Origin of the sequence: Natronomonas sp., from assembly GCF_046483325.1 — an archaeon.
Lineage (GTDB): Archaea > Halobacteriota > Halobacteria > Halobacteriales > Haloarculaceae > Natronomonas.
In genome coordinates, this window is the sequence record NZ_JAWODL010000040.1 from 20,561 (window position 1) to 46,045 (window position 25,485).

General features: G+C 62.9%; 35 protein-coding genes, 1 tRNA gene and 1 pseudogene. 31 read left to right on the plus strand and 6 right to left on the minus strand.

Features of this window, described 5'->3' with window-relative positions; all coding sequences use genetic code 11:
* Nucleotides 1-62: 62 nt before the first annotated feature.
* The 3 genes from R6U53_RS11345 to R6U53_RS11355 are packed head-to-tail and all read right to left on the minus strand — an operon-like array spanning nucleotide 63 to nucleotide 2,249.
* Nucleotides 63-1,265 (minus strand): hypothetical protein, encoded by a 1,203-nt coding sequence (locus tag R6U53_RS11345; protein ID WP_410322476.1) that lies wholly within the window; start codon nucleotides 1,263-1,265, stop codon nucleotides 63-65.
* 37 nt (nucleotides 1,266-1,302) lie between these two features.
* Nucleotides 1,303-1,884, minus strand: coding sequence for a DUF2150 family protein (locus tag R6U53_RS11350; RefSeq protein WP_410322477.1), 582 nt, complete (start codon nucleotides 1,882-1,884; stop codon nucleotides 1,303-1,305).
* 53 nt (nucleotides 1,885-1,937) lie between these two features.
* The gene (locus R6U53_RS11355; RefSeq protein WP_410322478.1) at nucleotides 1,938-2,249 is read right to left on the minus strand and encodes an MTH1187 family thiamine-binding protein; all 312 of its coding nucleotides are present in this window, start codon (nucleotides 2,247-2,249) and stop codon (nucleotides 1,938-1,940) included.
* A gap of 85 nt (nucleotides 2,250-2,334) precedes the next feature.
* Between R6U53_RS11355 and R6U53_RS11360 the strand changes: the two genes are divergently transcribed.
* Nucleotides 2,335-3,231, plus strand: a complete 897-nt coding sequence (locus R6U53_RS11360; protein ID WP_410322479.1) for an alpha/beta fold hydrolase — start codon at nucleotides 2,335-2,337, stop codon at nucleotides 3,229-3,231.
* Between the two features lie 295 nt (nucleotides 3,232-3,526).
* Here R6U53_RS11360 and R6U53_RS11365 read toward each other — a convergent pair.
* Nucleotides 3,527-3,597: transfer RNA gene (locus R6U53_RS11365), tRNA-Gly, on the minus strand.
* A gap of 206 nt (nucleotides 3,598-3,803) precedes the next feature.
* On the opposite strand from R6U53_RS11365, the gene R6U53_RS11370 reads away from it, so the two are divergent.
* The 25 genes and pseudogenes from R6U53_RS11370 (at nucleotide 3,804) to secY (ending at nucleotide 17,991) form a co-directional block, all read left to right on the plus strand.
* Entirely contained in the window at nucleotides 3,804-4,640 is an 837-nt protein-coding gene (locus tag R6U53_RS11370) for a putative RNA uridine N3 methyltransferase (protein ID WP_410322480.1), read from the plus strand.
* A gap of 5 nt (nucleotides 4,641-4,645) precedes the next feature.
* The gene (locus R6U53_RS11375) at nucleotides 4,646-5,656 is read left to right on the plus strand and encodes a 50S ribosomal protein L3 (protein WP_410322481.1); all 1,011 of its coding nucleotides are present in this window, start codon (nucleotides 4,646-4,648) and stop codon (nucleotides 5,654-5,656) included.
* Between the two features lie 3 nt (nucleotides 5,657-5,659).
* Nucleotides 5,660-6,406, plus strand: coding sequence for a 50S ribosomal protein L4 (gene rpl4p, locus R6U53_RS11380; protein ID WP_410322482.1), 747 nt, complete (start codon nucleotides 5,660-5,662; stop codon nucleotides 6,404-6,406).
* Nucleotides 6,403-6,651 (plus strand): 50S ribosomal protein L23, encoded by a 249-nt coding sequence (locus R6U53_RS11385; RefSeq protein WP_410322483.1) that lies wholly within the window; start codon nucleotides 6,403-6,405, stop codon nucleotides 6,649-6,651. Before rpl4p ends, R6U53_RS11385 begins: the two co-directional genes overlap by 4 nt.
* 2 nt (nucleotides 6,652-6,653) lie before the next feature.
* Nucleotides 6,654-7,385 carry a 50S ribosomal protein L2 gene (locus R6U53_RS11390; protein WP_410322484.1) on the plus strand — a complete coding sequence of 244 codons (732 nt, stop codon included), beginning with the start codon at nucleotides 6,654-6,656 and terminating at the stop codon, nucleotides 7,383-7,385.
* A 1-nt stretch (nucleotide 7,386) separates the two neighbouring features.
* Nucleotides 7,387-7,809 carry a 30S ribosomal protein S19 gene (locus R6U53_RS11395; protein WP_410322485.1) on the plus strand — a complete coding sequence of 141 codons (423 nt, stop codon included), beginning with the start codon at nucleotides 7,387-7,389 and terminating at the stop codon, nucleotides 7,807-7,809.
* Between the two features lies 1 nt (nucleotide 7,810).
* Nucleotides 7,811-8,275 (plus strand): 50S ribosomal protein L22, encoded by a 465-nt coding sequence (locus R6U53_RS11400; protein WP_410322486.1) that lies wholly within the window; start codon nucleotides 7,811-7,813, stop codon nucleotides 8,273-8,275.
* Nucleotides 8,275-9,180, plus strand: coding sequence for a 30S ribosomal protein S3 (locus R6U53_RS11405; protein WP_410322487.1), 906 nt, complete (start codon nucleotides 8,275-8,277; stop codon nucleotides 9,178-9,180). Before R6U53_RS11400 ends, R6U53_RS11405 begins: the two co-directional genes overlap by 1 nt.
* A gap of 2 nt (nucleotides 9,181-9,182) precedes the next feature.
* Entirely contained in the window at nucleotides 9,183-9,392 is a 210-nt protein-coding gene (gene rpmC, locus R6U53_RS11410; RefSeq protein WP_310677497.1) for a 50S ribosomal protein L29, read from the plus strand.
* Nucleotides 9,389-9,667 (plus strand): ribonuclease P protein component 1, encoded by a 279-nt coding sequence (locus R6U53_RS11415; RefSeq protein ID WP_410322488.1) that lies wholly within the window; start codon nucleotides 9,389-9,391, stop codon nucleotides 9,665-9,667. The genes rpmC and R6U53_RS11415 overlap by 4 nt, the downstream gene beginning before the upstream one ends.
* Nucleotides 9,658-9,990, plus strand: a pseudogene (locus R6U53_RS11420) (30S ribosomal protein S17); the annotation flags it as partial. The gene R6U53_RS11415 and the pseudogene R6U53_RS11420, both read left to right, overlap by 10 nt.
* A gap of 11 nt (nucleotides 9,991-10,001) precedes the next feature.
* Nucleotides 10,002-10,400 carry a 50S ribosomal protein L14 gene (locus R6U53_RS11425; protein ID WP_410322489.1) on the plus strand — a complete coding sequence of 133 codons (399 nt, stop codon included), beginning with the start codon at nucleotides 10,002-10,004 and terminating at the stop codon, nucleotides 10,398-10,400.
* A 3-nt stretch (nucleotides 10,401-10,403) separates the two neighbouring features.
* On the plus strand, nucleotides 10,404-10,766 hold the full coding sequence (rplX, locus tag R6U53_RS11430) for a 50S ribosomal protein L24 (RefSeq protein WP_410322490.1): 363 nt from the start codon (nucleotides 10,404-10,406) through the stop codon (nucleotides 10,764-10,766).
* A complete protein-coding gene (locus R6U53_RS11435) occupies nucleotides 10,763-11,551 on the plus strand; it encodes a 30S ribosomal protein S4e (RefSeq protein WP_410322491.1) in 789 nt (262 codons plus the stop codon). Before rplX ends, R6U53_RS11435 begins: the two co-directional genes overlap by 4 nt.
* Nucleotides 11,548-12,087 carry a 50S ribosomal protein L5 gene (locus tag R6U53_RS11440; RefSeq protein WP_410322492.1) on the plus strand — a complete coding sequence of 180 codons (540 nt, stop codon included), beginning with the start codon at nucleotides 11,548-11,550 and terminating at the stop codon, nucleotides 12,085-12,087. The genes R6U53_RS11435 and R6U53_RS11440 overlap by 4 nt, the downstream gene beginning before the upstream one ends.
* Complete coding sequence (locus R6U53_RS11445) at nucleotides 12,084-12,263, plus strand: 30S ribosomal protein S14 (RefSeq protein ID WP_410322493.1); 180 nt, start codon at nucleotides 12,084-12,086, stop codon at nucleotides 12,261-12,263. The genes R6U53_RS11440 and R6U53_RS11445 overlap by 4 nt, the downstream gene beginning before the upstream one ends.
* 2 nt (nucleotides 12,264-12,265) lie before the next feature.
* Complete coding sequence (locus R6U53_RS11450) at nucleotides 12,266-12,658, plus strand: 30S ribosomal protein S8 (RefSeq protein WP_410322494.1); 393 nt, start codon at nucleotides 12,266-12,268, stop codon at nucleotides 12,656-12,658.
* Nucleotides 12,659-12,660: 2 nt separating this feature from the next.
* Entirely contained in the window at nucleotides 12,661-13,197 is a 537-nt protein-coding gene (locus R6U53_RS11455) for a 50S ribosomal protein L6 (RefSeq protein ID WP_410322495.1), read from the plus strand.
* Nucleotides 13,194-13,913: a 50S ribosomal protein L32e gene (locus R6U53_RS11460; protein WP_410322496.1), complete on the plus strand. Its 720-nt coding sequence runs from the start codon at nucleotides 13,194-13,196 to the stop codon at nucleotides 13,911-13,913. Before R6U53_RS11455 ends, R6U53_RS11460 begins: the two co-directional genes overlap by 4 nt.
* On the plus strand, nucleotides 13,910-14,359 hold the full coding sequence (locus R6U53_RS11465; protein ID WP_410322497.1) for a 50S ribosomal protein L19e: 450 nt from the start codon (nucleotides 13,910-13,912) through the stop codon (nucleotides 14,357-14,359). Before R6U53_RS11460 ends, R6U53_RS11465 begins: the two co-directional genes overlap by 4 nt.
* A complete protein-coding gene (locus R6U53_RS11470; protein ID WP_410322498.1) occupies nucleotides 14,359-14,913 on the plus strand; it encodes a 50S ribosomal protein L18 in 555 nt (184 codons plus the stop codon). Before R6U53_RS11465 ends, R6U53_RS11470 begins: the two co-directional genes overlap by 1 nt.
* The gene (locus tag R6U53_RS11475; RefSeq protein WP_410322499.1) at nucleotides 14,910-15,545 is read left to right on the plus strand and encodes a 30S ribosomal protein S5; all 636 of its coding nucleotides are present in this window, start codon (nucleotides 14,910-14,912) and stop codon (nucleotides 15,543-15,545) included. Before R6U53_RS11470 ends, R6U53_RS11475 begins: the two co-directional genes overlap by 4 nt.
* The gene (locus R6U53_RS11480) at nucleotides 15,542-16,006 is read left to right on the plus strand and encodes a 50S ribosomal protein L30 (protein WP_410322500.1); all 465 of its coding nucleotides are present in this window, start codon (nucleotides 15,542-15,544) and stop codon (nucleotides 16,004-16,006) included. Before R6U53_RS11475 ends, R6U53_RS11480 begins: the two co-directional genes overlap by 4 nt.
* A complete protein-coding gene (locus tag R6U53_RS11485) occupies nucleotides 16,006-16,512 on the plus strand; it encodes an uL15m family ribosomal protein (protein ID WP_410322501.1) in 507 nt (168 codons plus the stop codon). The genes R6U53_RS11480 and R6U53_RS11485 overlap by 1 nt, the downstream gene beginning before the upstream one ends.
* A complete protein-coding gene (secY, locus tag R6U53_RS11490; RefSeq protein WP_410322502.1) occupies nucleotides 16,513-17,991 on the plus strand; it encodes a preprotein translocase subunit SecY in 1,479 nt (492 codons plus the stop codon).
* 212 nt (nucleotides 17,992-18,203) lie between these two features.
* On the opposite strand, the gene R6U53_RS11495 is transcribed toward secY, so the two are convergent.
* Nucleotides 18,204-19,259 carry a hypothetical protein gene (locus tag R6U53_RS11495; RefSeq protein ID WP_410322503.1) on the minus strand — a complete coding sequence of 352 codons (1,056 nt, stop codon included), beginning with the start codon at nucleotides 19,257-19,259 and terminating at the stop codon, nucleotides 18,204-18,206.
* Between the two features lie 187 nt (nucleotides 19,260-19,446).
* On the opposite strand from R6U53_RS11495, the gene trkA reads away from it, so the two are divergent.
* The 4 genes from trkA (at nucleotide 19,447) to R6U53_RS11515 (ending at nucleotide 24,300) form a co-directional block, all read left to right on the plus strand.
* On the plus strand, nucleotides 19,447-20,784 hold the full coding sequence (trkA, locus tag R6U53_RS11500; RefSeq protein WP_410322504.1) for a Trk system potassium transporter TrkA: 1,338 nt from the start codon (nucleotides 19,447-19,449) through the stop codon (nucleotides 20,782-20,784).
* Nucleotides 20,785-20,789: 5 nt separating this feature from the next.
* Nucleotides 20,790-22,292 carry a TrkH family potassium uptake protein gene (locus tag R6U53_RS11505; RefSeq protein WP_410322505.1) on the plus strand — a complete coding sequence of 501 codons (1,503 nt, stop codon included), beginning with the start codon at nucleotides 20,790-20,792 and terminating at the stop codon, nucleotides 22,290-22,292.
* 82 nt (nucleotides 22,293-22,374) lie between these two features.
* Nucleotides 22,375-22,599, plus strand: a complete 225-nt coding sequence (locus R6U53_RS11510) for a hypothetical protein (RefSeq protein WP_410322506.1) — start codon at nucleotides 22,375-22,377, stop codon at nucleotides 22,597-22,599.
* Nucleotides 22,600-22,644: 45 nt separating this feature from the next.
* Nucleotides 22,645-24,300, plus strand: coding sequence for a potassium channel family protein (locus R6U53_RS11515; protein WP_410322507.1), 1,656 nt, complete (start codon nucleotides 22,645-22,647; stop codon nucleotides 24,298-24,300).
* 7 nt (nucleotides 24,301-24,307) lie between these two features.
* Here the strand turns inward: R6U53_RS11515 and R6U53_RS11520 are convergent, their stop codons facing one another.
* The gene (locus R6U53_RS11520) at nucleotides 24,308-24,661 is read right to left on the minus strand and encodes a hypothetical protein (protein WP_410322508.1); all 354 of its coding nucleotides are present in this window, start codon (nucleotides 24,659-24,661) and stop codon (nucleotides 24,308-24,310) included.
* An 87-nt stretch (nucleotides 24,662-24,748) separates the two neighbouring features.
* Between R6U53_RS11520 and R6U53_RS11525 the strand changes: the two genes are divergently transcribed.
* Complete coding sequence (locus R6U53_RS11525; protein ID WP_410322509.1) at nucleotides 24,749-25,381, plus strand: adenylate kinase; 633 nt, start codon at nucleotides 24,749-24,751, stop codon at nucleotides 25,379-25,381.
* Nucleotides 25,382-25,485: the final 104 nt, after the last annotated feature.

The window sequence follows — 25,485 nt, forward strand, 5'->3', positions numbered from 1 at the left end:
TCTCGATATAAGTTATTGTCGGTGGTGAGTTCGACATTTGACGAATAGTTGTGTTCTCCCCGTTAGCTACATTCCATCCAATCGCCATCCGACAGCGTCGGAGTCTCATCTGCTTGAGCGATTATCGCAGTGTAACACGCCCCGCTATCGGTTTCCGCAGTTAGCGCCAACGGGTAGTCGTCTTCCGGTTCTCCGGACGTCCGTGTATCGATCCGAACATCGTGACCCGTCCCGCCATCGGTGGGTCCGGTTTGCACGTTGTTGCTTCCGAGTCCGTCCTCGACTTCGAACTCAACGCTTGAAGCGTCCGAAGAGAGGGTGTACGAGAACGTGACTTCGGCTGCTTCGGTCCCCCCACCGCGTGTTTCGGTTACTTCGCCTTCGAGGGAGTCGAACGTCGCCGGCGAGGTCCCGCTACCACCCTCTTCGCTATTCGCCCCACCGTTCTCGGCCTTTGTCGGCGGCTGAAACGCCGGGTCGCTGTTCAGCCCGACCACAGCACACGTCACTTCGAACGATCCGTCGAGTTCGATCTCGACCCGATCTTCCCCAGCACCTTCGACACCGAGTACGTCATCACGCCCCTCGAGAATCCGAGCCTCCCACGTGTCCGCGGTGAACTGACTCGGCAGCCTCACGACCGGATCCTCGATTGTCCGGTAACTGTGCCGGTGTGAGGCGTTGATATCGACCCCGTACGCGGTCGTCCGACTCACCGAGACATCGCCGGTCAGCACCAGCAAGTCGATTCGATCGTCCCGGATCAGCCGCTGCGTCCTCGGGACCGACTCGCCGTTTCGAAACGTCGTCGTGACGAACGTATGTTCGTAGACGGTCGATTCGGCGTTCGGATACTCGTTGTATCCCGGTTCGTACACCAACGATCGGGTCGTCGTCTCACCGGATTCGTCGACGCCGCACACGTTCGCCATGTCGACGCCATCGACTTCGACGGTACTGGGTTCGGTCGTCGAGATCGTTCCGGCTGGGGCCGGCGGATTCAACGCGAGCAGTCGAGCCGGATACTGCGTCCCCAGTGTGACGCTCGTCGAGCGTTCGTCGCCGCTCTCGACGGCGTTGATGACGTTGCTTCGAAGCTCCGAGAACTCGTTTTCGACCTGCTGGCTGTGGGAAAACTCCACCTCGGCGTTCTGATCCGGCACGACGAACGCCTGGTACGTCGAAAACGCGACGATCAAGATCGCAAACAGCAGGATCGAACCGACGAGGACGGACTGTGCACGCTCGTCGGCCCCGAATTCCATGGCCGATCAACGGTCGTCCCGGATAAAAACGTACGCACTATTCGTCTTCTTCGACGACTTCCGGATCGGCGAGTGCGCGTCCCAGCGAATCGAGGCCGTTGATCCAATCGGCGACGAGCCCGTACTCGATCTCCTCGGCGACGTCCATCCCGAGTTCCTCGCCGTCGACGATGAGCGTTCCGGCCTGCACGCAGTGCGCCAACGCGGTGTCGAGGTCGTCCTCGTCTTCGGCCGCGGCGGCGGCGCGGAGGTGTTCTTCGACCGTCCCTTCCGCCGCCGGACCGCCGATGATGAACTCCTCCGCCGTATAGAACGCACAGACGAGCGACGTCTGAATCCCGTCGACGAGCGTCAGCTTCTCCTCGTCGTCGATCTCGACTTCCGAGAGAACGATCTCCCGGATTCGGGCGAGTTCCTCGACGGCTGCATCGGCGTCTTCGAGTTCACCGTCTTGGTAGTCGGTGACGATCTTCGCGATGGCGATCGTCGCGTCGTCGAGCAAGTTGAAAAACAGTCGCGCGGCGTCGTCGCTCTCTGGATCGACGTCTTCCTCTCGAAGCCTGTCGAGCCAGTTGTTCCACCGCTCTTCCGTGTAGTATTCGCCGGGAGGCGTGCCCATGTCCGAAGATACGGGGGGCCGGGGATATGCCTTTTCCTTGCCCGTCTGACGCGTTATCGCTCCCGCTTTGCCGGCCGCCCCAGTTTCCGCTCGACGGCATCCACTTTCTCTCTCGCGCGCCGGTCTTGCGCCCGTTTGTCGTCTATCTTCAATAACGTGCTCACACGGTCGGCGTCGACTGCCTCGTGTGCCGCCCCGACTGCAGCCAACAGCGTGTCGATGTCGTCGGCTTCGATGACGGTCCCCATCGGATTCGTCTCGTATGCGACGTCGAACGCATCGAGCGCCTCGACGGCGGCGGCGACTTCGCTCGCCATGCTGTCTTCGATAACCGGGGCGACGCTCAGGAGTGCTACGACGCTCATACTGTCACGTCGTCCTCGATGGGCATAGGGATTGTCGTGGGAAATCGCCCCAAACTACTATATAAGTCAGTGTGCACGCCTGAATATGAGCGAAGAGACTGCGGGACACCGACTCCAGCGGCGGCAGGTCGACGCGAACGGGCTGACGTTCGAGTGCCTCCACTCGGGTGGGGGCGATCGGTTGGCGCTGTGTCTCCACGGCTTTCCGGACAACGCGGGCTCGATGGCCCCGATCATGTGGCGACTCGTCGAGGAGGGGTTCACCGCCGTCGCGCCGTTCACGCGCGGCTACGCCCCCACCGATCCCGCGCCCGATGGGACCTACTCCGCGCGGGTGCTCGGACGCGATGCCGTCGCGCTCGCCGGGGCGCTCGCGACGGAGTTCGACACCGAGGACGCCGTCCTCGTCGGTCACGATTGGGGCGCGGCCGCCGCCTACGCCGCTGATCGCGTCGATTCGGACGCGTTCTCGAAACTCGTCGCGATGGCGGTCCCGCCGGGCTTCAACGCGCTCGTTTCAGAGCACCGCCGCCAGTTCCTCCGGAGCTGGTACATGTGGTTCTTCCAACTCCCCGATCTCCCGGAACGCGCACTCAGGTGGCGGAACTTCGCGCTCATCGAGTTCCTGTGGGGGATCTGGAGTCCCGAGTGGGACTACCCTGATTCGAGGATTAACGACGTCAAGGAGACGTTCCGCGCGGAGGGGACCGTCGAACACGCGATCCAGTACTACCGCGATACAATCAACGTCTCTCCGTCCGATATTCTCGGTAACGGCCCGACGCTGCGAGACGTGCCGCCGATCGAAACCCCGACGCTCGTCATCTGCGGCGAACGGGACGGGAGCGTCGGCCCCGAGCTATTCGAGCGCGCCGACGAGGTGATCGAGGACTGTCGTGTCGTCCGAATCCCCGATGTCGGCCACTTCATGCACCACGAGCGCCCCGACGTCGTCGGCGACGAGATCGCGGCGTTTCTGTAGCGTCGCGTTCACGAAGTTCGCGTGGACGTGAGCAGACGCTCGCGTCCTTCGGCGGTGATCAACGGGACCGCCTCCTCAGACGTGTGTTCACGGGTCGCTTCGCTCCCGCCTTGGGTGTTCGAGACCTCATCGCGTTCTGTCTCGCTATGCGCTGGCCGGGATTCGAACCGAGTCGAAACGGTCACCTCCTTGGGTCGCCGCTGCGGCTTCCGGGGTTCGAATCCCGACCGCATTCTCGAATTCCGGAACTCGCGACACGCTATCGCGCTCACTCGTGGGGCTGCATTCAGAGAAGTGCGCTGGCTGGGATTTGAACCCAGGTTGTGACCATGGCAAGGTCACGTGATACCACTACACTACCAGCGCGCCTTTCGCACTCAACCGTACCGCGGAGATAAATAAAAGACTTGCGAACCCGCGGCGGTCGTGGGATTTCCCGTCGGAGTTCGAGAGTGTCACACACGCGAAACCCCTGTCAACGGGGGGCACGACCGCTGCATACCGCGATGCTTTTATGGGTGGATTCGGTATCAACGCCACAGTCTCGTGAACGGATACGGAAGCGCCACGGTATGACACGCAGCGTGCTCGTGCCGTCGTCTCTGACCCGAGAGGCCGAGGACAAACGCGAGGCGACTCGCAAACTCGGCTACGTCGCCCGCGCGGCGACGATCTTTCGGGTGGATCGACTGATCGTCTACCCCGACCGGGGTGGCGACGATGGTCGGTTCGGCGACGGGTTCGTCGGCACCGTGCTCGACTACGCCGCCACGCCCCCATACCTTCGAAAGGAGGTCTGGGACAGGCGGGACGAACTGGAGTACGCGGGCATCCTACCGCCGCTCCTCGTCCGTACACAGACCGGCTCCGGATCGGACGGTTCGGGGTCGTTAAGACAGGGAATCGTGACCGAGGTCGGACCTGACGGGCGCGTCCGGGTCAATTGCGGACTGCAACACCCGATCTCCCTTCCGGTGCCGCCATCCATGGCGGTCTCGGCGGGAGAACGCGTCACCATCAGGGTCTCTTCGCGAGAGCCGGTTCGCGCGAAACTCGTGGCCGAGTCCCCACCGGGATTCGCCGTCAAGCGCGCGACCATCGCAGACTGCCTCACCCGTCCGGACGCTGGCGTACGGATCGCCGCGTCCAGACACGGCGAGGTGTTGACTGTCGATCGGCTCCGTGGACTCACGGAGCGGTCGGCTACCGACGGACTCACGGTCGCCTTCGGCGCCCCCGAACGGGGACTGCCGGAGATACTCGACTGTGAGCCTCGCGCGGAGACGATCGAAGATGAACCGAAAGCGCGGTTCGACCTTTGGCTCAATACGGTTCCGAACCAGGGTAGCGAGGTCGTCCGAACGGAGGAAGCTCTGTTCGCGACGCTTGCCCCCCTCACACTGGAGTGAGATAAATGCCACAACCAAGCAGACCACGAAAAGGCTCGATGGGCTTCAGCCCCCGCAGCCGTGCGGCCAGTGAGGTCCCGCGCTTTAACTCCTGGCCGGACGACGAAGGGCAGCCCGGGTTACAGGGCTTCGCCGGATACAAAGCCGGCATGAGTCACGTCGTTACGATCAACGACGAACCCAACTCCCCCCGAGAGGGCCAAGAGGAGACCGTTCCGGTGACCGTCGTCGAGACGCCACCGATGCGGGCTGTCGCCGTTCGAGCTTACGAAGACACGCCGTACGGAAAGCGACCGCTGACCGAACTCTGGACCGACGAGGTCCACGGGGATCTCGGGCGCGCGCTCTCCGTCCCAGAAGAACAGTCCGGCGACGCCGAAAGCCAGATCCGCGAGGCACTCGGTGCAGGTGACCTCGCCGACGTGCGGGTCATCACCCACACCGTCCCGCGATCGGTTTCGAGCGTCCCGAAAAAACGCCCCGACGTCATGGAGACACGCGTCGGCGGCGGCTCCCTCGAAGAGCGAGTCGAGTTCGGACTCGACCTCGTCGACGACGGCGGCGAACACGCCGTCACCGACGTGTTCCGCGCCGGCCAGTACGCCGACATCGCGGGCATCACGAAGGGGAAAGGAACCCAAGGTCCCGTCAAGCGATGGGGCGTTCAAAAGCGGAAGGGCAAACACGCCCGCCAGGGCTGGCGGCGACGCATCGGTAACCTCGGCCCGTGGAACCCATCGAGGGTCCGCTCGACGGTTCCCCAACAGGGGCAGACCGGCTACCACCAGCGAACCGAACTGAACAAGCGTCTCGTCGCGCTCGGCGACGACGAGGTCACTCCTGACGGTGGCTTCGTCAACTACGGCGAGGTCTCGGGTCCGTACGCCCTCGTGAAGGGTTCGGTTCCGGGTCCCGACAAACGCCTTGTTCGGTTCCGCCCGGCGGTGCGACCGGCCGATCAACCGCGCCTCGATCCCGAGGTCCGGTACGTTTCCACCGTCTCCAACCAGGGATAAATCATGCAGGCAACAGTACGTGACCTGGACGGTGACGACGCGGGCGAGGTCGAGCTTCCGGCCGTCTTCGAGACGGTCTTCCGGCCCGACCTGATCAAGCGCGCAGTCCTCGCCGCACAGGCCAACCGACAACAGGACACTGGTACCGACAAGTACGCGGGTCTCAGAACCCCGGCGGAGTCCCTCGGCAGCGGCCGCGGGCTGGCGCACATCCCGAGACAGAACGGGCGCGCACGCGAGGTGCCGCAGGCCGTCTCCGGCCGCGCGGCCCACCCGCCGAAGGCCGAGAAGGACCGCGGACTCGAGATCAACACGAAGGAACGAAAGCTCGCGACCCGCAGTGCGATCGCCGCGACCGCGGACGCAGCACGTGTCGAAGAACGCGGTCACGCCTTCGACGAGGGACTCGAACTTCCGCTCGTCGTTTCCGACGAGTTCGAGGGGCTTTTGAAGACCAAAGGGGCCGTCGACGCCCTCGATGCACTCGGCGTGTACGCCGATATCGAGCGCGCCGAGGACGGTAAATCGGTCCGAGCCGGTCGCGGGACGACCCGCGGGCGGAAGTACACCGAACCGAAGTCGATCCTCGTCGTCACGAGCGAGGAGCCCTCGCTCGCCGCCCGCAACCTCGCGGGTGCCGACGTGGCGACCGCCGCGGAAGTCAGCGTCGAGGATCTCGCCCCCGGAACGCACGCGGGGCGACTCACGCTGTGGACCGAGAGCGCACTCGAGGAGGTGGCCGAGCGATGACGCTCAAACACCCCCTCGTCACGGAGAAGGCAATGAACGACATGGACTTCGAGAACAAGCTGCAGTTCGTCTGTCTACCCGAGGCGACGAAACCCGAAATCGCCGAGGCGGTCGAACGGCAGTTCGACGTCTCCGTCGACTCCGTCAACACGCAGATGCGGATGGAGGGCGACAAGAAGGCGACCGTCACGCTTTCGGCGGACGACGACGCGCAGGAAGTCGCATCACGGATCGGGGTGTTCTGATCATGGGACGCAGAATCCAAGGACAACGGCGCGGCCGCGGAACGTCGACGTTCCGCGCTCCGTCGCACCGATACAAGGCGAACCTCTCGCACCGAAGCCTCGAAGACACGGATCTCGTGACCGGCGAGATCGTCGGGATCGAACACGACCCCGCACGATCCGCGCCCCTCGCCGACGTGCAGTTCGACGACGGCGACCGTCGACTCGTCCTCGCCCCCGAGGGCGTGGCGGTCGGCGACGAGATTCAGATCGGCGTCTCGGCCGAAATAGAACCGGGCAACACGATGCCGCTGGCCGAGATCCCCGAGGGTATCCCGGTGTGTAACGTCGAACGACAACCCGGCGACGGTGGGAAGTTCGCCCGCGCCAGCGGCGTCAGCGCGACGCTTCTCACTCACGACCGCAACGCCGCGGTCGTCCAACTGCCGAGCGGCGAGATGCGCCGACTGTCGCCCGAGTGTCGGGCGACGATCGGCGTCGTCGCCGGCGGCGGCCGGACGGAGAAGCCGTTCGTCAAGGCCGGAAACAAGTATCACAAGATGAAATCCCGCGGGAGCAAGTACCCGCGCGTCCGCGGTGTCGCGATGAACGCCGTCGACCACCCCTTCGGTGGCGGCGGCCGACAGCACCCCGGCAAACCGAAAAGCATCTCGCGCAACGCGCCCCCGGGCCGTAAGGTCGGCGACATCGCCTCCAAACGGACCGGACGCGGCGGGAAAGGAGGACGAGACTAGCATGAGTTCGGAATACCAGATCGGCCACGAAGGCGATTTCACCTACCGTGGTCACACGCTCGACGAGCTGCAGGAGCTGTCGCTCGACGAGGTCGCGGAACTGCTTCCCGCACGTCAGCGGCGAACCATCGAGCGGGGCCTCTCCGTCGAACAGGAGAAGCTCCTCGAAAAAGCCCGCAACGCGGGCGAAGAGGAGACCGCGAACAACCCGATCCGGACGCACCTGCGTTCGATGCCGGTCGTTCCGGCGTTCGTCGGGCTGACGTTCGCGGTCCACAACGGTCAGTCGTTCGAACGCGTCACGATCGAGCCGGAGATGATCGGTCACTATCTCGGCGAGTTCCAGTTGACGCGAACATCGGTCGAACACGGACAGGCCGGCATTGGAGCGACCCGCTCGTCGAAGTTCGTACCGCTCAAATAATATGGGAATCAGCTACAGTGTCGACGCGGATCCGGAGACGACGGCGAGAGCCATGCTCCGAGAGCGTCACATGAGCCACAAGCACAGCAAGGAGATCGCTCGGGAGATCAAAGGGAAGACGGCCGGCGATGCCGTCGCGTACCTCGAAGCCGTTATCGACGGCGAACGATCCGTTCCGTTCAAATCCCACAACAGCGGGGTCGGTCACAGGAACGACATCGACGGCTGGGATGCGGGACGATACCCCGAGAAGGTCTCGAAGGAGTTCCTCAAACTCCTGGAGAACGCGATGAACAACGCCGACCATCAGGGATTCGACGGCGAGGCAATGACGATCGAACACGTCGCGGCGCACAAGGTCGGGGAGTCCCCCGGTCAGAAGCCGCGAGCGTTCGGCCGCGCCTCACCGTGGAACACTCCACAGGTCGACGTTGAACTCATCCTACGGGAGGAGGACGACGAATAATGGCGGACGAACACCAGTTCATCGAGGACGGGCTCCAGCGGACCCAGATCGACGAGTTCTTCGCTAAAGAGCTTTCTCGGGCCGGTTACGGCGGCATGAACGTCGTTAAGACCCCGATGGGTACGCAGATCGTCCTGAAGGCCGAAAAGCCCGGAATGGTGATCGGTAAAGGCGGAAAGAACATCCGAAAAATCACCTCGACCCTCGAAGAGGAGTTCGACCTCGACGATCCACAGATCGACGTACAGGAGGTCGACGAGCCCGATCTCAACGCGCAGATCGTCGCCGACCGACTGGCGAACGCGCTCGAACGTGGCTGGTACTTCCGGAAGGCCGGTCACACGACGATCGACCGCATCATGGACTCCGGCGCGCTCGGCGCCGAAATCGTCCTCAGCGGAAAGGTCACCGGCGCGCGCTCGCGCGTCGAGAAGTTCAACCGCGGTTACATCAAACACAACGGCGAGCCCGCCGAGACGATCGTCGACAGCGGTGTCGGTACCGCCGTGATGAAACTCGGCACGATCGGCGTGCGGGTGAAGATCATCCCGCCGGACGCCGAGCTCCCCGACGACTTCGAGGTGTACGAGGGCGTCGAAGTCGAGGATTTCATCGAGGAACCCGAGGGAGACGTCGAGGAACTCCTCGAATCGCCCGAGGACGTCGACACCGAATCGGTCGGTGCCGATCCCGAGGACGTCATCGAAGCCGAGACCGACGACGTGGTCGAGGAAATTCCCGAAGAGGAGATCGTTGACGAGGAACTCGACGTCGAAACCGACGAATCCGAGACGGCCGCCGGCGAGCCGGAGGACGTTCCGGAGGAGCTCGACGAGGACGTCGAAGCCGAGGCCGAGGAACTCCTCGACAAGATGGAATCCGACGCTGACGAGGAGGACGAGTGACGATGGCGATCCTTCACGTCGACGAGATTCGGGATATGACGCCCGCCGAACGCGAGGCGGAGCTCGAACAACTCGAAACGGAGTTGCTCAACGAGAAGGCCGTTCTGGCCGCCGGTGGTGCGCCCGAGAACCCGGGCCGCATCGGTGAACTGAAACGGACCATCGCTCGCCTGAAGACGGTGCAGCGAGAGGAGGGCGACTTCGACGAATGACCCCCGAATCGCTCGTTCGCCACGAACTCGCCGGTTTACATGTGACGGTTGCGGACGCGTCCAACCCCGATCTGGTCGGGATCAGCGGTCGCGTGCGCGACGAGACGATGAAGACGTTGCTCGTGGCGACGAGCGATGGGGTCAAACAGGTGCCGAAGGCGGGAACGACGTTCCGGTTCGTCGTAGGGAGTACGAACGTACTCGTCGAAGGCGACCGGCTACTCGCGCGCCCAGCGCTTCGCACCGAAACACACAGAGGTTCACTATGGCAATAGGACTCGACGTAACACAGCCTCCGGAACCCGAAAATCCGGAGGAGTACGACTACGAGACGTGTCCCTTTTACGGTGAGTTGCCCGTCCGCGGGCAGGTCATCGAAGGGACCGTCGTCTCGACCGACATGGACCGTACCGTCGTCGTCGAGCGGGAGTACGAGGTGAAAGTACCCAAATACGATCGTTACATGAAGCGACGATCGAAGATTCCGGCGCACGTGCCGGGGGTACTCGAACCGCTCTCCGTCGGCGACAACGTGAAGATAGCAGAGACGCGACCGCTCTCGAAAACCAAGAGCCACGTCGTGGTCGAGGTCACGGAAGGTGATGTCTGATGGAGGCACTCAACGCCGACGTGACGCAAGGACTGGAGAAGGGTTCGCTCATCACGTGCGCCGACAACACGGGCGCACGCGAACTGCGAGTCATCTCCACCTCCGGATACTCCGGCACCAAGAACCGCCATCCGAAGGCGGGACTCGGTGACAAGGTGACCGTCTCGGTCACGAAGGGGACCCCGGAGATGCGACGGCAGGTGCTGGAAGCGGTCATCATCCGTCAGCGCAAGCCGATCCGACGACCCGACGGCACCCGCGTGAAGTTCGAAGACAACGCGGCAGTCATCGTCGACGAGAACGAAGACCCCCGAGGAACCGAACTCAAGGGCCCGATCGCTCGCGAGGTCGCAGAACGCTTCGGAAGCATCGCCTCGACGGCGACGATGATCGTATAGACCATGACACGACAACCACGCAAACAGCGCAATCGACAGGAGCGCGCCCCGTTGCACGAAAAGCAAAAGCAAGTTCGTGCGTCGCTGTCGCCGGAACTCCGCGAGGAGTACGGCCAGCGTAGCGTCCGCGTCAACGCGGGCGATACGGTCGAGGTCCAACGCGGTGACTTCGCCGGCGAGTCCGGCGAGGTCATTCACGTGGACCTCCGCTCAGCGACGATCCACGTCGAGGACGTGACGCTCGAAACCGCGGACGGAGAGGAAGTTCCTCGGCCGCTTGAAGCGAGCAACGTCCAGGTGACGGAACTCGACCTCGACGACGACGTTCGCGAGGCGCGCCTCGAAGCCGAGGAGGATAACGAATGACGAAACATCAGAAACGACTGGCCGTCCCGAAATCGTGGCCGGTCGAACGGAAAGTTGAGACCTACACGACGAAGGCCGCGGCGGGTCCGCACGGCGAGGCGGGAGTTCCGCTCCTCATCGTCCTGCGCGACGTGCTCGGGTACGTCGACTCGAAGAAGGAAGCTCGCTTCGCGCTCGGGCAGGACAGCGTCCTGGTCAACGGGAAGCCGGTTTCGGACGAACGGCGGCCGATCGGGATGTTCGACATCCTGGCGTTCCAAGAGCGCGAGGAATACTACCGAGTGTTCCCCGATGAGGGCGGGCGTCTGTCGTTGACCCCGGTAGATGCGGATTCGGCCGGATCGAAGCTGGGCAAGATCGTCGGCAAGGCGCAGGTCTCCGGCGGCGATACGCAACTGACGCTCCACGACGGCGAGACGCTGCTCGTCGAGGACGCGACGGCGTACGACACGAACGACTCGATCGTCGTCTCCAACGACGGCGACGAGATCGTCGCCCACTTCGTCTACGACGAGGGCGCGCTCGTAACGGCCGTCAGCGGTGTCCACGCGGGTCGGGTGGGGACGATCGACGAGATCCAGGTCACGCCCGGGTCGTCGGCGAACAACGTTCTCATCGACGCCATCGACGGTGACGAGCGCTTCGAGACGATCGAGGAGTACGTCGTCGTTATCGACGAGAATTTCACCGACGCCGACAGCGAGGCCGAGACGGCCGACGACGACGCCGAGACGGACGAAGATGAGACCGATGGCGCCGACGACGAGGGAGGTGACGAGGAATGAGTTCCGAAACCGAATCGGGTGAGTTCCACGAGATGCGCGAACCCACCGTCGAGAAGGTCGTCGTCCACATGGGCGTCGGTCGCGGCGGTGAGCCGCTCGCGCTCGCCGAGGACATCCTCGGCGAAGTCGCCGGTCAACAGCCCGTCAGAACGGTCGCAAAGCGGACCATCCAGGACTTCAACGTCCGTGAGGGTGACCCGATCGGCGCGAAGGTCACGCTCCGAGGCGAGGCCGCAACGGAGTTCCTCGAGACCGCGCTACCGCTGGCGGAGATCAACGAGGCACAGTTCGACGAGACCGGCAACTTCAGCTTCGGTGTCGAAGAGCACACCGAATTCCCGAGCCAGGACTACGATCCTGACATCGGGATCTTCGGGCTCGACGTGACGGTGAATCTGGTCAGACCGGGCTATCGCGTTCGCAAGCGCGACAAGATCGCCCGTCCGATTCCGGCCAACCACCGGTTGACTGCCGAGGACGCGATCGTGTTCCTCGAATCGAACTTCGACGTGACGGTCACGGAGGACACAGAATGAGCGAATCAGAGACGGAACAACAGACGGGCGAGCAGGCCGCGAAGCGAACCGGTCAGCTCGAATCGTGTCAGCGCTGTGGGCGCCAACAGGGACTCGTCGGCAAGTACGATATCTGGCTGTGCCGACAGTGCTTCAGAGAGATCGCCCGCGGCATGGGATTCAGGAAGTACAGCTAATCATGGCGGATAACGATCCACTGGCCAGCGCGCTCTCGGGGCTCGACAACGCCGAAAGCGTCGGCCATCTCGAACAGACGATACAGCCCGCCTCGAACGAAATCGGCTCCGTACTCGAGGTCTTTTACGACCGCGGGTACGTCGGCGGCTTCCAGTTCGTCGACGACGGGAAAGCCGGACGATTCGAGGTCGAACTAAAAGGCGCTATCAACGAATGTGGCGCGGTCAAGCCCCGCTACTCGGCGGGTGCCGACGAATTCGAAAAGTGGGAGAAGCGATTCCTCCCCGCCCGTGATTACGGGACGCTCATCGTCACGACCAGCCACGGCGTCATGAGCCACTACGAGGCCCGCGAACAGGGCATCGGTGGACAGGTAATCGCCTACGTATACTGACAATGCGCAAAGAAATCGACATTCCGGACGAGGCCACGGCGACGATGGACCACCTCGAGTTGACTGTCGAGGGACCGAACGGGAGCGTCACGCGACGCCTCTGGTACCCCGACATCACCGTCTCGGTCGACGATGACGTGATCGTCATCGAGTCCGACGACGACAACGCCAAGACCAACTCGACGGTCGGGACGTTCCAGAGCCACGTACGGAACATGATTCACGGTGTGACCGACGGCTGGGAGTACAACATGGAAGTGTTCTACTCTCACTTCCCGATGCAAGTCTCCGTTCAGGACGGCGAGATCGTCATCGAGAACTTCCTCGGCGAGCGAGCACCGCGACGGACGCCGGTCCGTGGCGACACCGACGTCTCGGTTGACGGCGAGGAGCTGACTATCAGCGGCCCGAACATCGAGGACGTCGGCCAGACGGCCGCGGATATCGAACAACTGACACGCGTCTCGGATAAGGACACCCGCGTCTTCCAAGACGGCGTCTACATCACGGGGATGCCGGATCGAGGTGAGGCCAAATGAGCGACGAGGAACCCCAAGACGAGTACGAGGAGCTAACCGACATCAGCGGTGTCGGCAGCGCGAAGGCAGAACAGCTCCGCGAGGCGGGAGTCGAGACCGTCGACGACATCCGAGAGCTCACACAGGAGGAGCTCGCGGAGGTCGACGGGATCGGCAACGCGCTCGCGGCGCGGATCAAAGCCGATGTCGGCGACCTCGAGGTCGCCGACGAGACCGACGCGGAGGTAGAAGACGAGACTGAACCGGAGGTCGACGAGGTCGCCGAGGACGTCGAGACGGAGCTTCGACCCCGCGGGCTGGCAGACAAGACTCCGGAGCTCTCGGAGGGCGAAGAGCGGCTGCTCGCACAGCGCGATCGCGTCGGGAAACCGCAGTTCAACCGACAAGACTACCACATGAAGAAACGGACGCCGACATCGTGGCGACGCCCGCGCGGCGGCCTCTCGAAGCAGCGCCGCGGCATCAAGGGCAAAGGCCCGAAAGTCGAGGCGGGATACCGGACGCCGAAAGCGATCCGCGGCCGCCATCCGAGCGGTTTCGAGGAGGTTCGCGTCGAGACGCCGGACGACGTTGACGGCATCGACGGCGACCGCGAGGCCATTCGAATCGGCTCGACGGTCGGCGCCCGGAAGCGAGAACGCATCGAGGAGCTCGCCGAGGAGGCGGGCATCCGCGTCCTCAATCCGACCTACGTCGAAGTGGAGGTCGAAGAATGACCGATCTGAAGGCACAAAAACGACTCGCGGCAGACATCCTCGGGGTCGGTAAAAACCGCGTTCGATTCGATCCCGACGCACAGTCGGAGATCGCGGACGCGATCACGCGCGACGACGTGCGCGAACTGATCGACTCCGGTGTCATTCGGGCGAACGAGGCGAAGAGCAACTCCCGCGGCCGGGCCCGAAAACGCCAGCAGAAACGCGCTTATGGCCACCGGAAGGGGCACGGATCCCGGAAGGGGAAAGCCGGCGGGCGACAGAACAAAAAGGACGACTGGCGGAGTCGAATCCGCGCCCAGCGTCGCGAACTCAGAGAGCTTCACGACGAAGGCGAGATCGACCGCACACAGTACCGCAAACTGTACAACATGGCCAGCGGTGGCGAGTTCGACAGCGTCGCGGATCTGGACCGATATATAACAGACAACTACGGTGAACAATAATGGCGACAGGACCACGATACACGGTGCCGATGCGGCGTCGCCGCGAGGCCCGGACGAATTACCATCAGAGGTTGCGCCTGCTGAAATCCGGCAAGCCACGTCTGGTCGCTCGCAAGAGCAACAACCACACCAGGGCGCAGCTGGTCGTTACGGGTCAAAGCGGTGACGAAACGGTGGCGAGCGCTTCCTCGGCCGATCTCTCGGAGTTCGGCTGGGAAGCCCCGACGAGCAACCTGCCCGCCGCGTACTTGACCGGCTATCTGGCCGGCAAGCGCGCGGTCGACGCCGGCCTCGACGAGGCTGTGCTCGACATCGGGCTCAACACCGCCACCCCCGGCAACAAGGTGTTCGCAGTACAGGAAGGTGCAATCGACGCAGGGCTGGAGATCCCGCACAACGAGGGCGTCTTCGCCGACTGGCAGCGCACTCGCGGTACGCACATCGCGGAGTACGCCGAGGGGCTCGACGACGGGCTCTACGGCGGCGGCTTCGACGCGACGGAGCTTCCGGCCCACTTTGATGAGGTGCGAGAGCGCCTGGAGGATGAACTATGAGTAACGGATGGGAGCCGCGAACGCGGCTCGGACGGAAGGTAGCGGACGGCGACATCACCTCGATGCGCGAGGCCCTGCAGTCGGGGCTCCCGCTGAAGGAACCGCAGATCGTCGACCAGCTCCTGCCGGGGCTGGAAGACGAGGTGCTGGACATCAACATGGTCCAGCGGATGACCGACTCCGGTCGGCGCGTGAAGTTCCGGTGTGTCGTCGCGGTCGGAAACCGAGACGGCTTCGTCGGCTACGCGCAGGGTCGCGACGATCAGGTCGGCGGCGCGATCCAGAAGGCGATCGAGGTCGCGAAACTGAACATCATCGACGTGCCGCTCGGTTCGGGCTCGTGGGAGGACCGCCCCGGCGGTCGAAACTCCCTCATGCGGCGGACGATAGGCAAAGCCGGATCCGTCGAGGTCGTGCTCGAACCCGCCCCGCGCGGTCTCGGACTCGCCGCTGCGCCGACGGTTCGACACGTGCTCGAACTCGCCGGCGTCGAGGACGCTTGGACGAAGTGTCACGGCAACACGCGAACGACGCTCAACCTCGCGAAGGCGACCTACAACGCCCTGCAGAACGCCTCGGAGTCGCGGACGCCCGAGCACACTCGGCAGGTCCGACGGGAGGCACGAGAATGAAAGCGATCGTCCAACTGCGCGGCGAGGTCAACCAGAGCGCCGCCGTTCGCGACACGCTCGGTATGCTCAACCTCCACCGCGTCAACCACGCCACGTTCGTCCCCGAGACGGATACCTACGGCGGCATGGTGACGAAGGTCAACGACTGGGTGGCCCACGGCGAGCCGTCGATCGAGACCGTCGAACTGCTCGTCTCCCGTCGCGCGGAACCGGCCGAGGGTGACGCCGACATCGACGATGAGTGGGTCGCGGAGAACACCGACTACGACGACGTTTCGGCGCTGGCTGAGGCGCTCATCGCCGAGGAGACGACGCTGAAAGCGCAGGGGATCACCCCGACGCTTCGACTGCACCCGCCACGCGGTGGTCACGACGGCATCAAACACCCGACGAAGGAGGGCGGTCAGCTCGGCAAACACACGACCGAGGAGATCGACGAACTCCTGGAGGCGATGCGATAATGACTTCGAAGAAACGACGACAGCGCGGCTCCCGGACGCACGGTGGCGGCACGCACAAGAACCGTCGCGGCGCGGGTAATCGTGGTGGCCGCGGACGCGCCGGTCGCGACAAACACGAGTTCCACAACTACGAACCGCTCGGAAAGTCTGGGTTCAAACGCCCACAGAAGACCGATAGAGTCATCGAGACCCTCAATCTCCGTGAGATCGACGAGGATATCGCAGTCTTCGCCGCCGACGGGGTAGCAGACGAGTCCGGTGACGGGTACACCGTCGACGCTCGGGACCTCGTCGAGGACGGCTACGATGCCGATCTCGTGAAGGTTCTCGGTGCGGGGCAGGTGTACAACGAACTCGAGATCGTCGCCGACGCGTTCTCCGAGAGCGCGACGGACGCGCTCGAAGCGGCCGGCGGCGAGGCGGTCCTCTCCGAACGCGGCGAGGAACTCGCGGCTGCGGCGGAAGCCGAAAAAGACACAACCGACGAGGATAACGAGGAAGCGTAAATGAGCTGGAAGGAGGCCGCCGAACCGGTACTCACGCGATTGCCCGCCGTCAAGCGACCGACGGGTCACGTTCCGTTCAAGCGGAAACTCGGGTGGACCGCGGGCGTGCTCGTGCTGTACTTTTTCCTGACGAACGTCGGGATATACGGGTTGGGGCAGAACTCCGACATCTTCGGGCAGTTCCGAACGATCCTCGCGGGATCGCAGGGATCGATACTGCAGGTCGGTATCGGGCCGATCGTCACGGCGTCCATCGTGTTGCAGCTGCTCGGCGGGGCGGATCTGCTGGGACTCAACACCGAAGAGAACCCCCGCGATCAGGCACTGTACCAGGGTCTACAGAAGATGCTCGTCATCGTCATGACGGTGCTCACCGGTCTGCCGATGGTGTTCGCCGGCTTCCTTCAGCCAAGCCAATCGATCGCGACCTCACTCGGCGTGTCGACCTCCGTGCTCGGGTGGATCATGTTCGCCCAGATCTTCGTCGGCGGCATGCTCATCCTCTACATGGACGAGATCATCTCGAAGTGGGGCGTCGGCTCCGGTATCGGGCTGTTCATTATCGCCGGCGTGAGCCAGCGGCTCATCGGCGGTTTCGTCGCGTGGAGCGGTCTCGGCGCGGGCTACGTCGGCTTCTTCCCGCGGTGGTACGGCATCCTCACCGGCGACGTCGAGATGGGGCCCGTGCTGACCCAGACGGGGCTGTTCGATCTGTTCTTGGGCCCCGGCGAGCTGCTCGCGTTGATAACGACGATTCTCATCTTCGGCGTCGTCGTTTACGCAGAGTCCGTCCGGGTCGAGATTCCGCTCAGCCACGCGCGCGTGAAAGGTGCCCGCGGTCGCTTCCCGGTGAAGCTCATTTACGCGAGCGTCCTGCCGATGATTCTCGTCCGTGCGCTGCAGGCGAACGTACAGTTCCTTGGCCGTATCCTCAACGCTCAGTGGACGGGTATGCCCGCCTGGCTCGGCGATTACGCCGGCACCGAACAGGGCTTTGCCGAACCGACTGGCGGGCTCTTTTATTATCTCGCCCCGATCTACTCCCCGAACGACTGGATGTGGTGGCTCGGCGAGACGGCGGCAGCACCGTGGCAGATCATGCTTCGGGTCGGCGTCGATCTGACCTTCATGATCGTCGGTGGCGGCATCTTCGCCGTCTTCTGGGTCGAGACGACGGGCATGGGTCCCCGCGCGACCGCCGAACAGATCCAGCGATCCGGGATGCAGATCCCCGGCTTCCGACAGTCGCCGGGCGTCACGGAGAAGGTGTTGGAACGCTACATCCCACAGGTCACCGTCATTGGCGGCGCGCTCGTCGGGATCCTCGCTGTCATGGCGAACATGCTCGGAACGATCGGACAGGTGACCGGAACGGGTCTCCTGCTGACCGTCTCCATCACCTACAAACTCTACGAAGAGATCGCAGAGGAACAACTGATGGAGATGCATCCGATGATGCGCCAGATGTTCGGCGACTGAGTATTCGACAGCACTCTCCGATCTGTTTCCGATGTCAAACCCACAATCCAGCAGTCCCGTAACCGCCGACTGTGGATATCTCGCCCGGGTTTAATTTCGACGGCTGCGACGAGCCGGCACCCGGTTCCGATGACGACTCCCCGCTACGTTCGGTGTCGGAGTGCCACGATCCCGACCTCGCACTCGATGTTCCGCCGTCCCGACGATCGTACCTACGAGTCAGTCCACGACAGTCCACGCGGGTCCGAGGGCACTTCGAGCGGACTCGACGGTAGCCTATCACTCGGGTTCGGATCGTTGTAGCCGGACGGCGCGACGTCGTTGGGTGAGCCCGGATAGAACAGCGATGCGATCGCGTGGAGGTGTTCGCGGCCGACGTCAAGTTCGAACTGGCCGCCGCCGAACAGTTCGATGTCGTGGTCGAGGCAGTACTCGATCGAATCGAAGAGCGTTCCCAGGGAGCCGAACCTCGAGGGTTTGATGTTGAGCCAGTCGGGCTCCCACGGCAACTCCTCGATCGTCTCGATGCCGCGGATCGGGTAGTCCCACGTCACCCGGTGCTCGTCACCCTCGAAGAGCGGGCGCGTCTCGTCGGTCAGGTTGGGATCTTCGATAAGTGCATCGGGAAACCCGTCGAGGACGCGTTCGTACAGTTCCGGGTTGGCGGGCTGATCCACGTTTGTCCCGTGATAGAGGCCCTTGAGATCGAGGATTCGGACGGCGTCGGTCGCCGCCAGCCGCTCGATCGTCTCGTCGGTCCACGCCGAAACGGGATCGAGTTTGAACTCCAGGTCGGGGTTCCGACCGAGCCATTCGAGAACCCGATCGCCGGTCTGCGGCTCTCCGAGACGGGTACTGACGACGAACCGGACCGGATCGTACGTGCGATCGAGTCGGGTTCCGAGGTTCTGTTCGGCTTGTTTCAACGCGAGGTCGAGCGCGGCGCTCTCGAAGGCCCACCGCCGATAGTTCCGAAAGACCGGCTGTTCCGGTTCCATAGCGGGAAAGAGGTCGGTCTGCGCGAGTCGATCCGAGAACGCATCGAGCGTCCCGTCGTGAGGAATCGGGAGAGACACGTCCGACCGCGCGAAGACGACGTTGGCGTCGCCGTCGTACGTCACGTCCTCCCCGTTGCCGGTTTCGCCGTCTCCGTGGAGCGAGACGACTGTGGTGATTCGTTCGAATCCGCTGGACGTGTCTCGTGTGCGCAGTTCGAGGTCGAATTCGTCGATCCGGAGGTCGAGATCGGCGACGCGTTCGTACGACATTCTCGCGTGTCGTTTCGGCTGCCGTTTATTTAAATACGCGAGCGACCGGTCGATGCGTCCCCTCGTCTGGACTCCAGTCGACAGCTCCCTAGGCACCGTCTTCGCTCGCTCGTCAGTCCCGATCCGGTCGAGTATGGGTATCTGTCGGATAGTAATTCACTTCATGCTCCACCGAGACGTGGAGCATATGCGCACCGTTATCGTCGGGGCCGGCGAGGTCGGAACTTCCATCGCTGGAAGCCTCGCGGCGGCACACGATGTCGTCGTCATCGACATCAATCCAAACCGCGCCGAACAGCTGAAGTACGATCTCGACGTGATGACGCTGACCGGCGACGGGACATCGCTCTCGACGTTGCAGACTGCCGATATCGAGTCGGCCGATCTGTTCATCGCCAGTACCGACGACGACCGAACCAATCTCGTTGCCTGCGAGACGGCCAAAACCGTCGCCGATCCGTTCACTATCGCCCGGACGAAAAGCGTCGAGTACCTCCGGACGTGGGAACTGACGGAGAAAGCGTTCGGCGTCGACTTCATGGTCTGCTCGGATCTTCTGAGCGCCGAGAACATCGTACGGGTGACCGGTCTCCCGTCGGCGGTCGACGTCGACCCGTTTGCGGGTGGTCTCGTCCAGATGGCGGAATTCGAGATCGGCTCCGAGAGCCCGGTCGAAGGCCACACGGTCGCCGAAGCCGACAGATTCGAATCCCTGACATTCGCCGGACTTTTCCGGGACGACGAACTCACGCTGCCACGCGGCGATACGGTTATCCAAGCCGGAGACCGGGCGGTTGTCATCGGGAGTCCCGAGAGCGTCCGGGACTTTTCGAGCGATATTGCCCCGAAAGCGACGCCCGGAGACGCCGACGAGATCGTCATTATCGGCGGCTCGGAGATCGGCTATCAAACGGCCCGACTGCTCGAGGAGCGCGACCTTTCGCCCCGGATCATCGAACAGAATCACGCCAGAGCGCGGACGCTCGCGGAGAAACTGCCCAACACGCTCGTGATGGAACACGACGCGACGGACACCGAGTTCCTCGGCCGTGAACACGTCGACGAAGCGGACATCGTCATCGCGGCACTGGACAGCGACGAGCGGAATCTCCTCGTGTCGATGCTGGCGAAACGGCTCGGAACCGACCGCGTCGTCGCGGTCGTCGACAGCGGCGAGTACGTGACGCTGTTCGAGGAGATCGGTATCGACGTGGCGATCAATCCCCGACAGGTAACCGCCGAGGAGATCACCCGCTTTACGCACGGCGGCGTCGCCGAAAACATCGCCGTGCTCGAAGGCGACCAAGCCGAGGTGCTGGAACTCGAACTGACCGATTCCAGCGAACTGATCGGTCGCCCAATCAAAGAGATCGCCGCCAACATCGCCGCCGATCTGGTGTTCGGCGCGATCACGCGGAACAGAGAGATGATCACCCCCCGCGGCGACACGGAGCTTCAGGTCGGCGACCACATCATCGTCTTCGTCGAATCTTCGTTCGTCGACGAGCTGACCACGATGGCCTAGCCTAGATGGTTCGCATACGTGTCGACTGGCGAACGAGCCTCGATCTGACGGGCCGGATCCTACTGTATCTGGCCGTCCCGCTCGTGTTCCCGCTGTTGATCGCGGTGTGGTACGGCGAGTCCGTGCTTCCGTTCGTCATCGCCATCGCGGTGACTATCGCGTTGGGCGGTGGGCTGCGAGCGCTGCCGGGCGATCCGGGTAATCTCGGACCACGAGAGGCGTTCCTCGCAGTCGCCATGATCTGGTTTCTCGTCGCCACGGTCGGTTCGATCCCGTTCGTCACGGCGGGAACCGGCACGATCGCCCACCCGATCAACGCCATGTTCGAGGCGATGAGCGGGTTGACGACGACGGGGGCGACGACACTGGAGACCTTTTCGATTCACGATCGGTCGATACTGATGTGGCGACAGGTCCTCCAGTGGCTCGGCGGACTCGGCATCCTCATTCTCGCGACGGCGATCCTCTCGGAGCTCGGGGTCGGTGGCGCACAGCTCATGGAAACCGAGACGCAGACGAGAAACGTGAACAAGCTGACGCCTCGAATTTCGGAGACCGCGCGTCTCATCTGGGGGCTGTATCTCGGGCTCACCGCGCTCGCGGTGGGAGTGTACTATGGGCTCAATCTCGTCGGTCTCGCGCCGAATATGGGACTGTACAACGCGGTGGCTCACGCGTTTACTTCGGTGTCGACGGCCGGATTCTCGCCCGAGCCGTTAAGCGTCGGGGCCTTCGCGCCGATCGTCCAGTGGGCGGTTATCCCGTTCATGATCGCTGGTTCGACAAGCTTCGTGTTGATGTACTTCGCGATCAACGGAGAACCGATGCGGCTTTTGAAAAACGAGGAGTTCCACTTCTACATCGGGACGCTGACGTTCTTCACCGCTATCGTCGCGGTGTCGTTAGTTTTCGACCCGGGCGTAACGTTCGGCGCTGAAGCGACGATCCGCCATGCGGCGTTCAACGTCGCATCGATAATCACCACGACCGGCTACGCGAGCACGGATTTCGAACTGTGGTCGGCGGCGGCCAAGCACATGCTATTTTTGGGCATGTTCCTCGGCGGGATGGTTGGCTCGACCACCTGTTCGATCAAATCGTTACGGTGGCTCGTCGCACTGAAAGCGTTCCGCCGGAATCTCTTTACGAGCGTCCATCCGGAGGCGATCCGTCCGGTCAGACTCTCGGGGCGACCGATCGAGGAGGAAACGATCCGGGATATCTACGCGTATCTGCTGTTGAGTATTGTGATCTTCTTTTTGTTCACGATCTTCATAGTCGTCGACTCGGCTCGAATCGGGACGAACGTCTCGGAGTTCGACGCGATGGGCGCGGCCGCGTCGACGTTTCTCAATATCGGTCCTGCGTTCGGTGATGCGGGTCCCTACGGCACGTACAACGGTTTCTCGATGGCGACCAAGACGGCGATGATCCTGTTGATGTGGGTCGGGCGTATCGAGATCATCCCGGTCCTCGTGTTGTTCACCGCGGCGTTTTGGAAATCGTAATCCCGTCTGTTTTATTCGTATATGCGGTAGCTGGGTGTTCGCCGTCTCCATCGCGATTACCGAAGTGCGAGGGGAAAGCCCCGTGATTCATACCAAGGAGGACGTCGACGGATTTCTCGCGTTCGTAGTTGAACGGCGCGATTCGGCTCCGGACATCGACCCCGGAATCGGCTCGTTCGGAACCTTCGGCAGCCACGCGGGCTTCCCATTCGAAACAACACTCGTAAGGATCTTTTCGATGTGGATCGGTCGACTGGAGATCGTCCCCGTGCTCGCGGTGTTCACCGACGCGTTCTGGAAGCGGTAAGCGTTGGTTGGGAAGCTTTTCGGTCGGAGAGATCGACTGGCGTGTATGGGCCGAGTCAAGCGACGAGCGGCGTATTATCTGGCGTTTATTATCGTCTTGATTGCCGTCGCCGCCGTCACCTACGATGTGGGGATGCGGACGTTCGAACCGGGGCCGTACCCACCGGAGGGGACAGAAATATCGCTTATGCACTCGACGCAGGTCGTCGTCGAAACGTTCACCGCGACCGGATACGGGTCAGATTCGCCGTGGGCGAGTACGGAAATGAACCTGCTAGTCATGCTGTTGGACATCACGGGTGTCGGCCTGTTCTTTTTAGCCCTACCGGCGGTGTTACTTCCGCTTTTCCAAGAGGCGTTGTCACCCTCCGTTCCGACCGAGATCGATCCTTCGGTCGACGACCACGTCGTCGTCTGTTCGGACACCTCCCGTGCGGAGGCGTTGATCGACGAACTCGATTCGAACGGCATCGACCACGTCTTCGTCGAACCGGACCGAGATCGGGCGATGGATCTCGAGGCGGATGACTACAGGGTCATCCACGGTGATCCGGAGTCGACAGAAGATCTCGAGCGAGCAAACATCGCCGACTCGAAGGCTCTCGTCGCTGATGTCTCCGATCGCGTCGATGCGAGCATCGTCCTCGCAGCTAAGGAGGCGAGCGAGGAGATAACGGTAATAAGCGTCACGGAAGACGCCGATACGTCCACGTACCATCGGTTGGCAGGAGCCGATCACGTACTCACGCCTCGACAAGCCCTCGGCGAGGGGCTCGCCGGGAAACTCACTACGGGAATACGGTCGGACATCGGTCAGACGGTTCGTCTGGGTGAGGATTTCGAGGTCGTCGAACTACCGATTCACCGAAACGGCCGATTCGTCGGCCAGACGATCGCCGAGAGCGATTTCCGAGAGGAGTTCGGCGTCAACGTCATCGGCGCGTGGTCCCGTGGAAACTTCGAAACTCCGCCCCCCATTGACGAGCCGCTCGATGACGGCGTGACTCTGCTTTTGGCCGGCGGTTCGGACAAAATCGACCGGCTCAGGTCCGTCGAGCTATCCACCATCCGACAAGTCGATCGGGGTGAGACGATCGTCGCGGGATACGGTGGAGTCGGCCAAACGGTGGCGAAGGTGCTCTCGAGCGCCGGTATACCGCACACGACGCTCGATTTGCGTGACAAAGACGGCGTGGATGTCGTCGGTGACGTAACCGACCCTGACGTCCTCCAAGCCGCCGGGATAGAAACCGCTTCATCGATCGTGTTCGCGCTTCCGGACGACACCACAACCGAGTTCGCGACCCTCGTCGTCCAAGATACCGACCCGTCGACCGAAATAATCGCACGAGCGAATCGGACCGACGCGGTGAAAAAGGCCTACCGAGCGGGCGCGGACTACGTCCTCTCGCTCGCGACGGTCAGCGGCCGGTCGATCGCAACCCGTATTCTGGGTGGGGATGGAATCCTCTCGGTGAACACGAACGTCGAACTGCTCCGAACGACCGCTCCGGCACTCGACGGTAAGACGCTTGAAGAGGCCGAAATTCGCGAGGAAACCGGCTGTACGGTCGTCGTCGTCAAACGCGGAGACACCGTCCACACTGACCTCGACGGTGACTTTCGTCTCCAGTCGGGCGACGAAGTGGTGATCGCTGGGACGGACGAAGGGACGAATCGATTCGTCGAACAATACTGCTGAGGGCGTTTTAAACTGACTCGGCCGTCCGCAGTTCGTACCCCTCGCCGAATCCGTATACCTCGCGAAACAGTGACTCGATGAAATCTGCGGCGTGTTTCGCGTCGGTTACTGCGGAGAGATAGACGACGCCGTCGTCGGCCTTTCTCGTCTCGGGCTGTTTGAGCTTAAATACGTGGTACGCGCCCAAAAGTACGTCGAGGCGCTCTCGCTCGTCGGGGATGAGTTGGAGTCGAATCATCCGGTCGTCGTACTCGATTTCGACGTCTCCGGCCTCGAAAACGGCCGGTTCGCCGATTCGTCTCGACTCCACCAGTCGTCGAACGAGCAACTTTCGACGATCTTCGGCTGTATCGGCCGCCATTATGGGTCCATCCGGGAGCAGTCCACATCAACCCGACGTTCGCCGCGTTCAGACAACTCTTTTAGGCGCCGTTTTCAACGTTCAAATATGAGCCAGCCCAAGATTCTGCTGCTCGGGGCGCCGGGTGCCGGAAAAGGTACACAGTCGAAAAACATCGTCGAGCACTACGGCGTCGAGCACGTCACGACCGGCGACGCGCTGCGTGCGAACAAGGACCTCGAGACCGAGCACGGCACCCCTCGCGAGTACATGGAGGCGGGCGAACTCGTGCCCGATCCGGTCGTCAACGAGATCGTCAAGGCCGCCCTCGAGGACGCCGACGGCTTCGTCCTCGACGGCTACCCGCGGAACCTCTCGCAGGCGGAGTACCTCGAAGAGATCACCGACCTCGATCTCGTCGCTTTCCTCGACGTGAGCACCGACGAACTCGTCGACCGACTCACCGGCCGTCGAGTCTGTTCGGAGTGCGGTGCGAACTTCCACGTCGAGTTCAACCAACCCGACGAAGAGGGCGTCTGCGACGAGTGCGGCGGCGAACTCATCCAGCGCGACGACGATACCGAAGAGACGGTCAAAGAGCGCCTCAACGTGTTCGAGGAGAACACGCAACCGGTCATCGATCACTACGAAGAGACGGGCGCGCTCGTCCGAATCGACGGTGAGGGGTCGCTCGAGGAAGTCTGGAACGATCTCGAAGCCGCCATCGACGACGCGATCTGATTCGGTTCGCCGTCGGCCTCGCTCTCTCCGTGTCGCCCGCCAACGAGCCGTCGCTGTCAGCCTATACCTCGGCCTCCCGAATTCGATCTGTCGGAATTCGTACT

Coding starts and splice junctions, on each gene's coding strand:
- R6U53_RS11345 (WP_410322476.1), bottom strand. CDS start 1,265: ATGGAATTCGGGGCCGACGAGCGTGCACAGTCCGTCCTCGTCGGTTCG.
- R6U53_RS11350 (WP_410322477.1), bottom strand. CDS start 1,884: ATGGGCACGCCTCCCGGCGAATACTACACGGAAGAGCGGTGGAACAAC.
- R6U53_RS11355 (WP_410322478.1), bottom strand. CDS start 2,249: ATGAGCGTCGTAGCACTCCTGAGCGTCGCCCCGGTTATCGAAGACAGC.
- R6U53_RS11360 (WP_410322479.1), top strand. CDS start 2,335: ATGAGCGAAGAGACTGCGGGACACCGACTCCAGCGGCGGCAGGTCGAC.
- R6U53_RS11370 (WP_410322480.1), top strand. CDS start 3,804: ATGACACGCAGCGTGCTCGTGCCGTCGTCTCTGACCCGAGAGGCCGAG.
- R6U53_RS11375 (WP_410322481.1), top strand. CDS start 4,646: ATGCCACAACCAAGCAGACCACGAAAAGGCTCGATGGGCTTCAGCCCC.
- rpl4p (WP_410322482.1), top strand. CDS start 5,660: ATGCAGGCAACAGTACGTGACCTGGACGGTGACGACGCGGGCGAGGTC.
- R6U53_RS11385 (WP_410322483.1), top strand. CDS start 6,403: ATGACGCTCAAACACCCCCTCGTCACGGAGAAGGCAATGAACGACATG.
- R6U53_RS11390 (WP_410322484.1), top strand. CDS start 6,654: ATGGGACGCAGAATCCAAGGACAACGGCGCGGCCGCGGAACGTCGACG.
- R6U53_RS11395 (WP_410322485.1), top strand. CDS start 7,387: ATGAGTTCGGAATACCAGATCGGCCACGAAGGCGATTTCACCTACCGT.
- R6U53_RS11400 (WP_410322486.1), top strand. CDS start 7,811: ATGGGAATCAGCTACAGTGTCGACGCGGATCCGGAGACGACGGCGAGA.
- R6U53_RS11405 (WP_410322487.1), top strand. CDS start 8,275: ATGGCGGACGAACACCAGTTCATCGAGGACGGGCTCCAGCGGACCCAG.
- rpmC (WP_310677497.1), top strand. CDS start 9,183: ATGGCGATCCTTCACGTCGACGAGATTCGGGATATGACGCCCGCCGAA.
- R6U53_RS11415 (WP_410322488.1), top strand. CDS start 9,389: ATGACCCCCGAATCGCTCGTTCGCCACGAACTCGCCGGTTTACATGTG.
- R6U53_RS11425 (WP_410322489.1), top strand. CDS start 10,002: ATGGAGGCACTCAACGCCGACGTGACGCAAGGACTGGAGAAGGGTTCG.
- rplX (WP_410322490.1), top strand. CDS start 10,404: ATGACACGACAACCACGCAAACAGCGCAATCGACAGGAGCGCGCCCCG.
- R6U53_RS11435 (WP_410322491.1), top strand. CDS start 10,763: ATGACGAAACATCAGAAACGACTGGCCGTCCCGAAATCGTGGCCGGTC.
- R6U53_RS11440 (WP_410322492.1), top strand. CDS start 11,548: ATGAGTTCCGAAACCGAATCGGGTGAGTTCCACGAGATGCGCGAACCC.
- R6U53_RS11445 (WP_410322493.1), top strand. CDS start 12,084: ATGAGCGAATCAGAGACGGAACAACAGACGGGCGAGCAGGCCGCGAAG.
- R6U53_RS11450 (WP_410322494.1), top strand. CDS start 12,266: ATGGCGGATAACGATCCACTGGCCAGCGCGCTCTCGGGGCTCGACAAC.
- R6U53_RS11455 (WP_410322495.1), top strand. CDS start 12,661: ATGCGCAAAGAAATCGACATTCCGGACGAGGCCACGGCGACGATGGAC.
- R6U53_RS11460 (WP_410322496.1), top strand. CDS start 13,194: ATGAGCGACGAGGAACCCCAAGACGAGTACGAGGAGCTAACCGACATC.
- R6U53_RS11465 (WP_410322497.1), top strand. CDS start 13,910: ATGACCGATCTGAAGGCACAAAAACGACTCGCGGCAGACATCCTCGGG.
- R6U53_RS11470 (WP_410322498.1), top strand. CDS start 14,359: ATGGCGACAGGACCACGATACACGGTGCCGATGCGGCGTCGCCGCGAG.
- R6U53_RS11475 (WP_410322499.1), top strand. CDS start 14,910: ATGAGTAACGGATGGGAGCCGCGAACGCGGCTCGGACGGAAGGTAGCG.
- R6U53_RS11480 (WP_410322500.1), top strand. CDS start 15,542: ATGAAAGCGATCGTCCAACTGCGCGGCGAGGTCAACCAGAGCGCCGCC.
- R6U53_RS11485 (WP_410322501.1), top strand. CDS start 16,006: ATGACTTCGAAGAAACGACGACAGCGCGGCTCCCGGACGCACGGTGGC.
- secY (WP_410322502.1), top strand. CDS start 16,513: ATGAGCTGGAAGGAGGCCGCCGAACCGGTACTCACGCGATTGCCCGCC.
- R6U53_RS11495 (WP_410322503.1), bottom strand. CDS start 19,259: ATGTCGTACGAACGCGTCGCCGATCTCGACCTCCGGATCGACGAATTC.
- trkA (WP_410322504.1), top strand. CDS start 19,447: ATGCGCACCGTTATCGTCGGGGCCGGCGAGGTCGGAACTTCCATCGCT.
- R6U53_RS11505 (WP_410322505.1), top strand. CDS start 20,790: ATGGTTCGCATACGTGTCGACTGGCGAACGAGCCTCGATCTGACGGGC.
- R6U53_RS11515 (WP_410322507.1), top strand. CDS start 22,645: ATGGGCCGAGTCAAGCGACGAGCGGCGTATTATCTGGCGTTTATTATC.
- R6U53_RS11520 (WP_410322508.1), bottom strand. CDS start 24,661: ATGGCGGCCGATACAGCCGAAGATCGTCGAAAGTTGCTCGTTCGACGA.
- R6U53_RS11525 (WP_410322509.1), top strand. CDS start 24,749: ATGAGCCAGCCCAAGATTCTGCTGCTCGGGGCGCCGGGTGCCGGAAAA.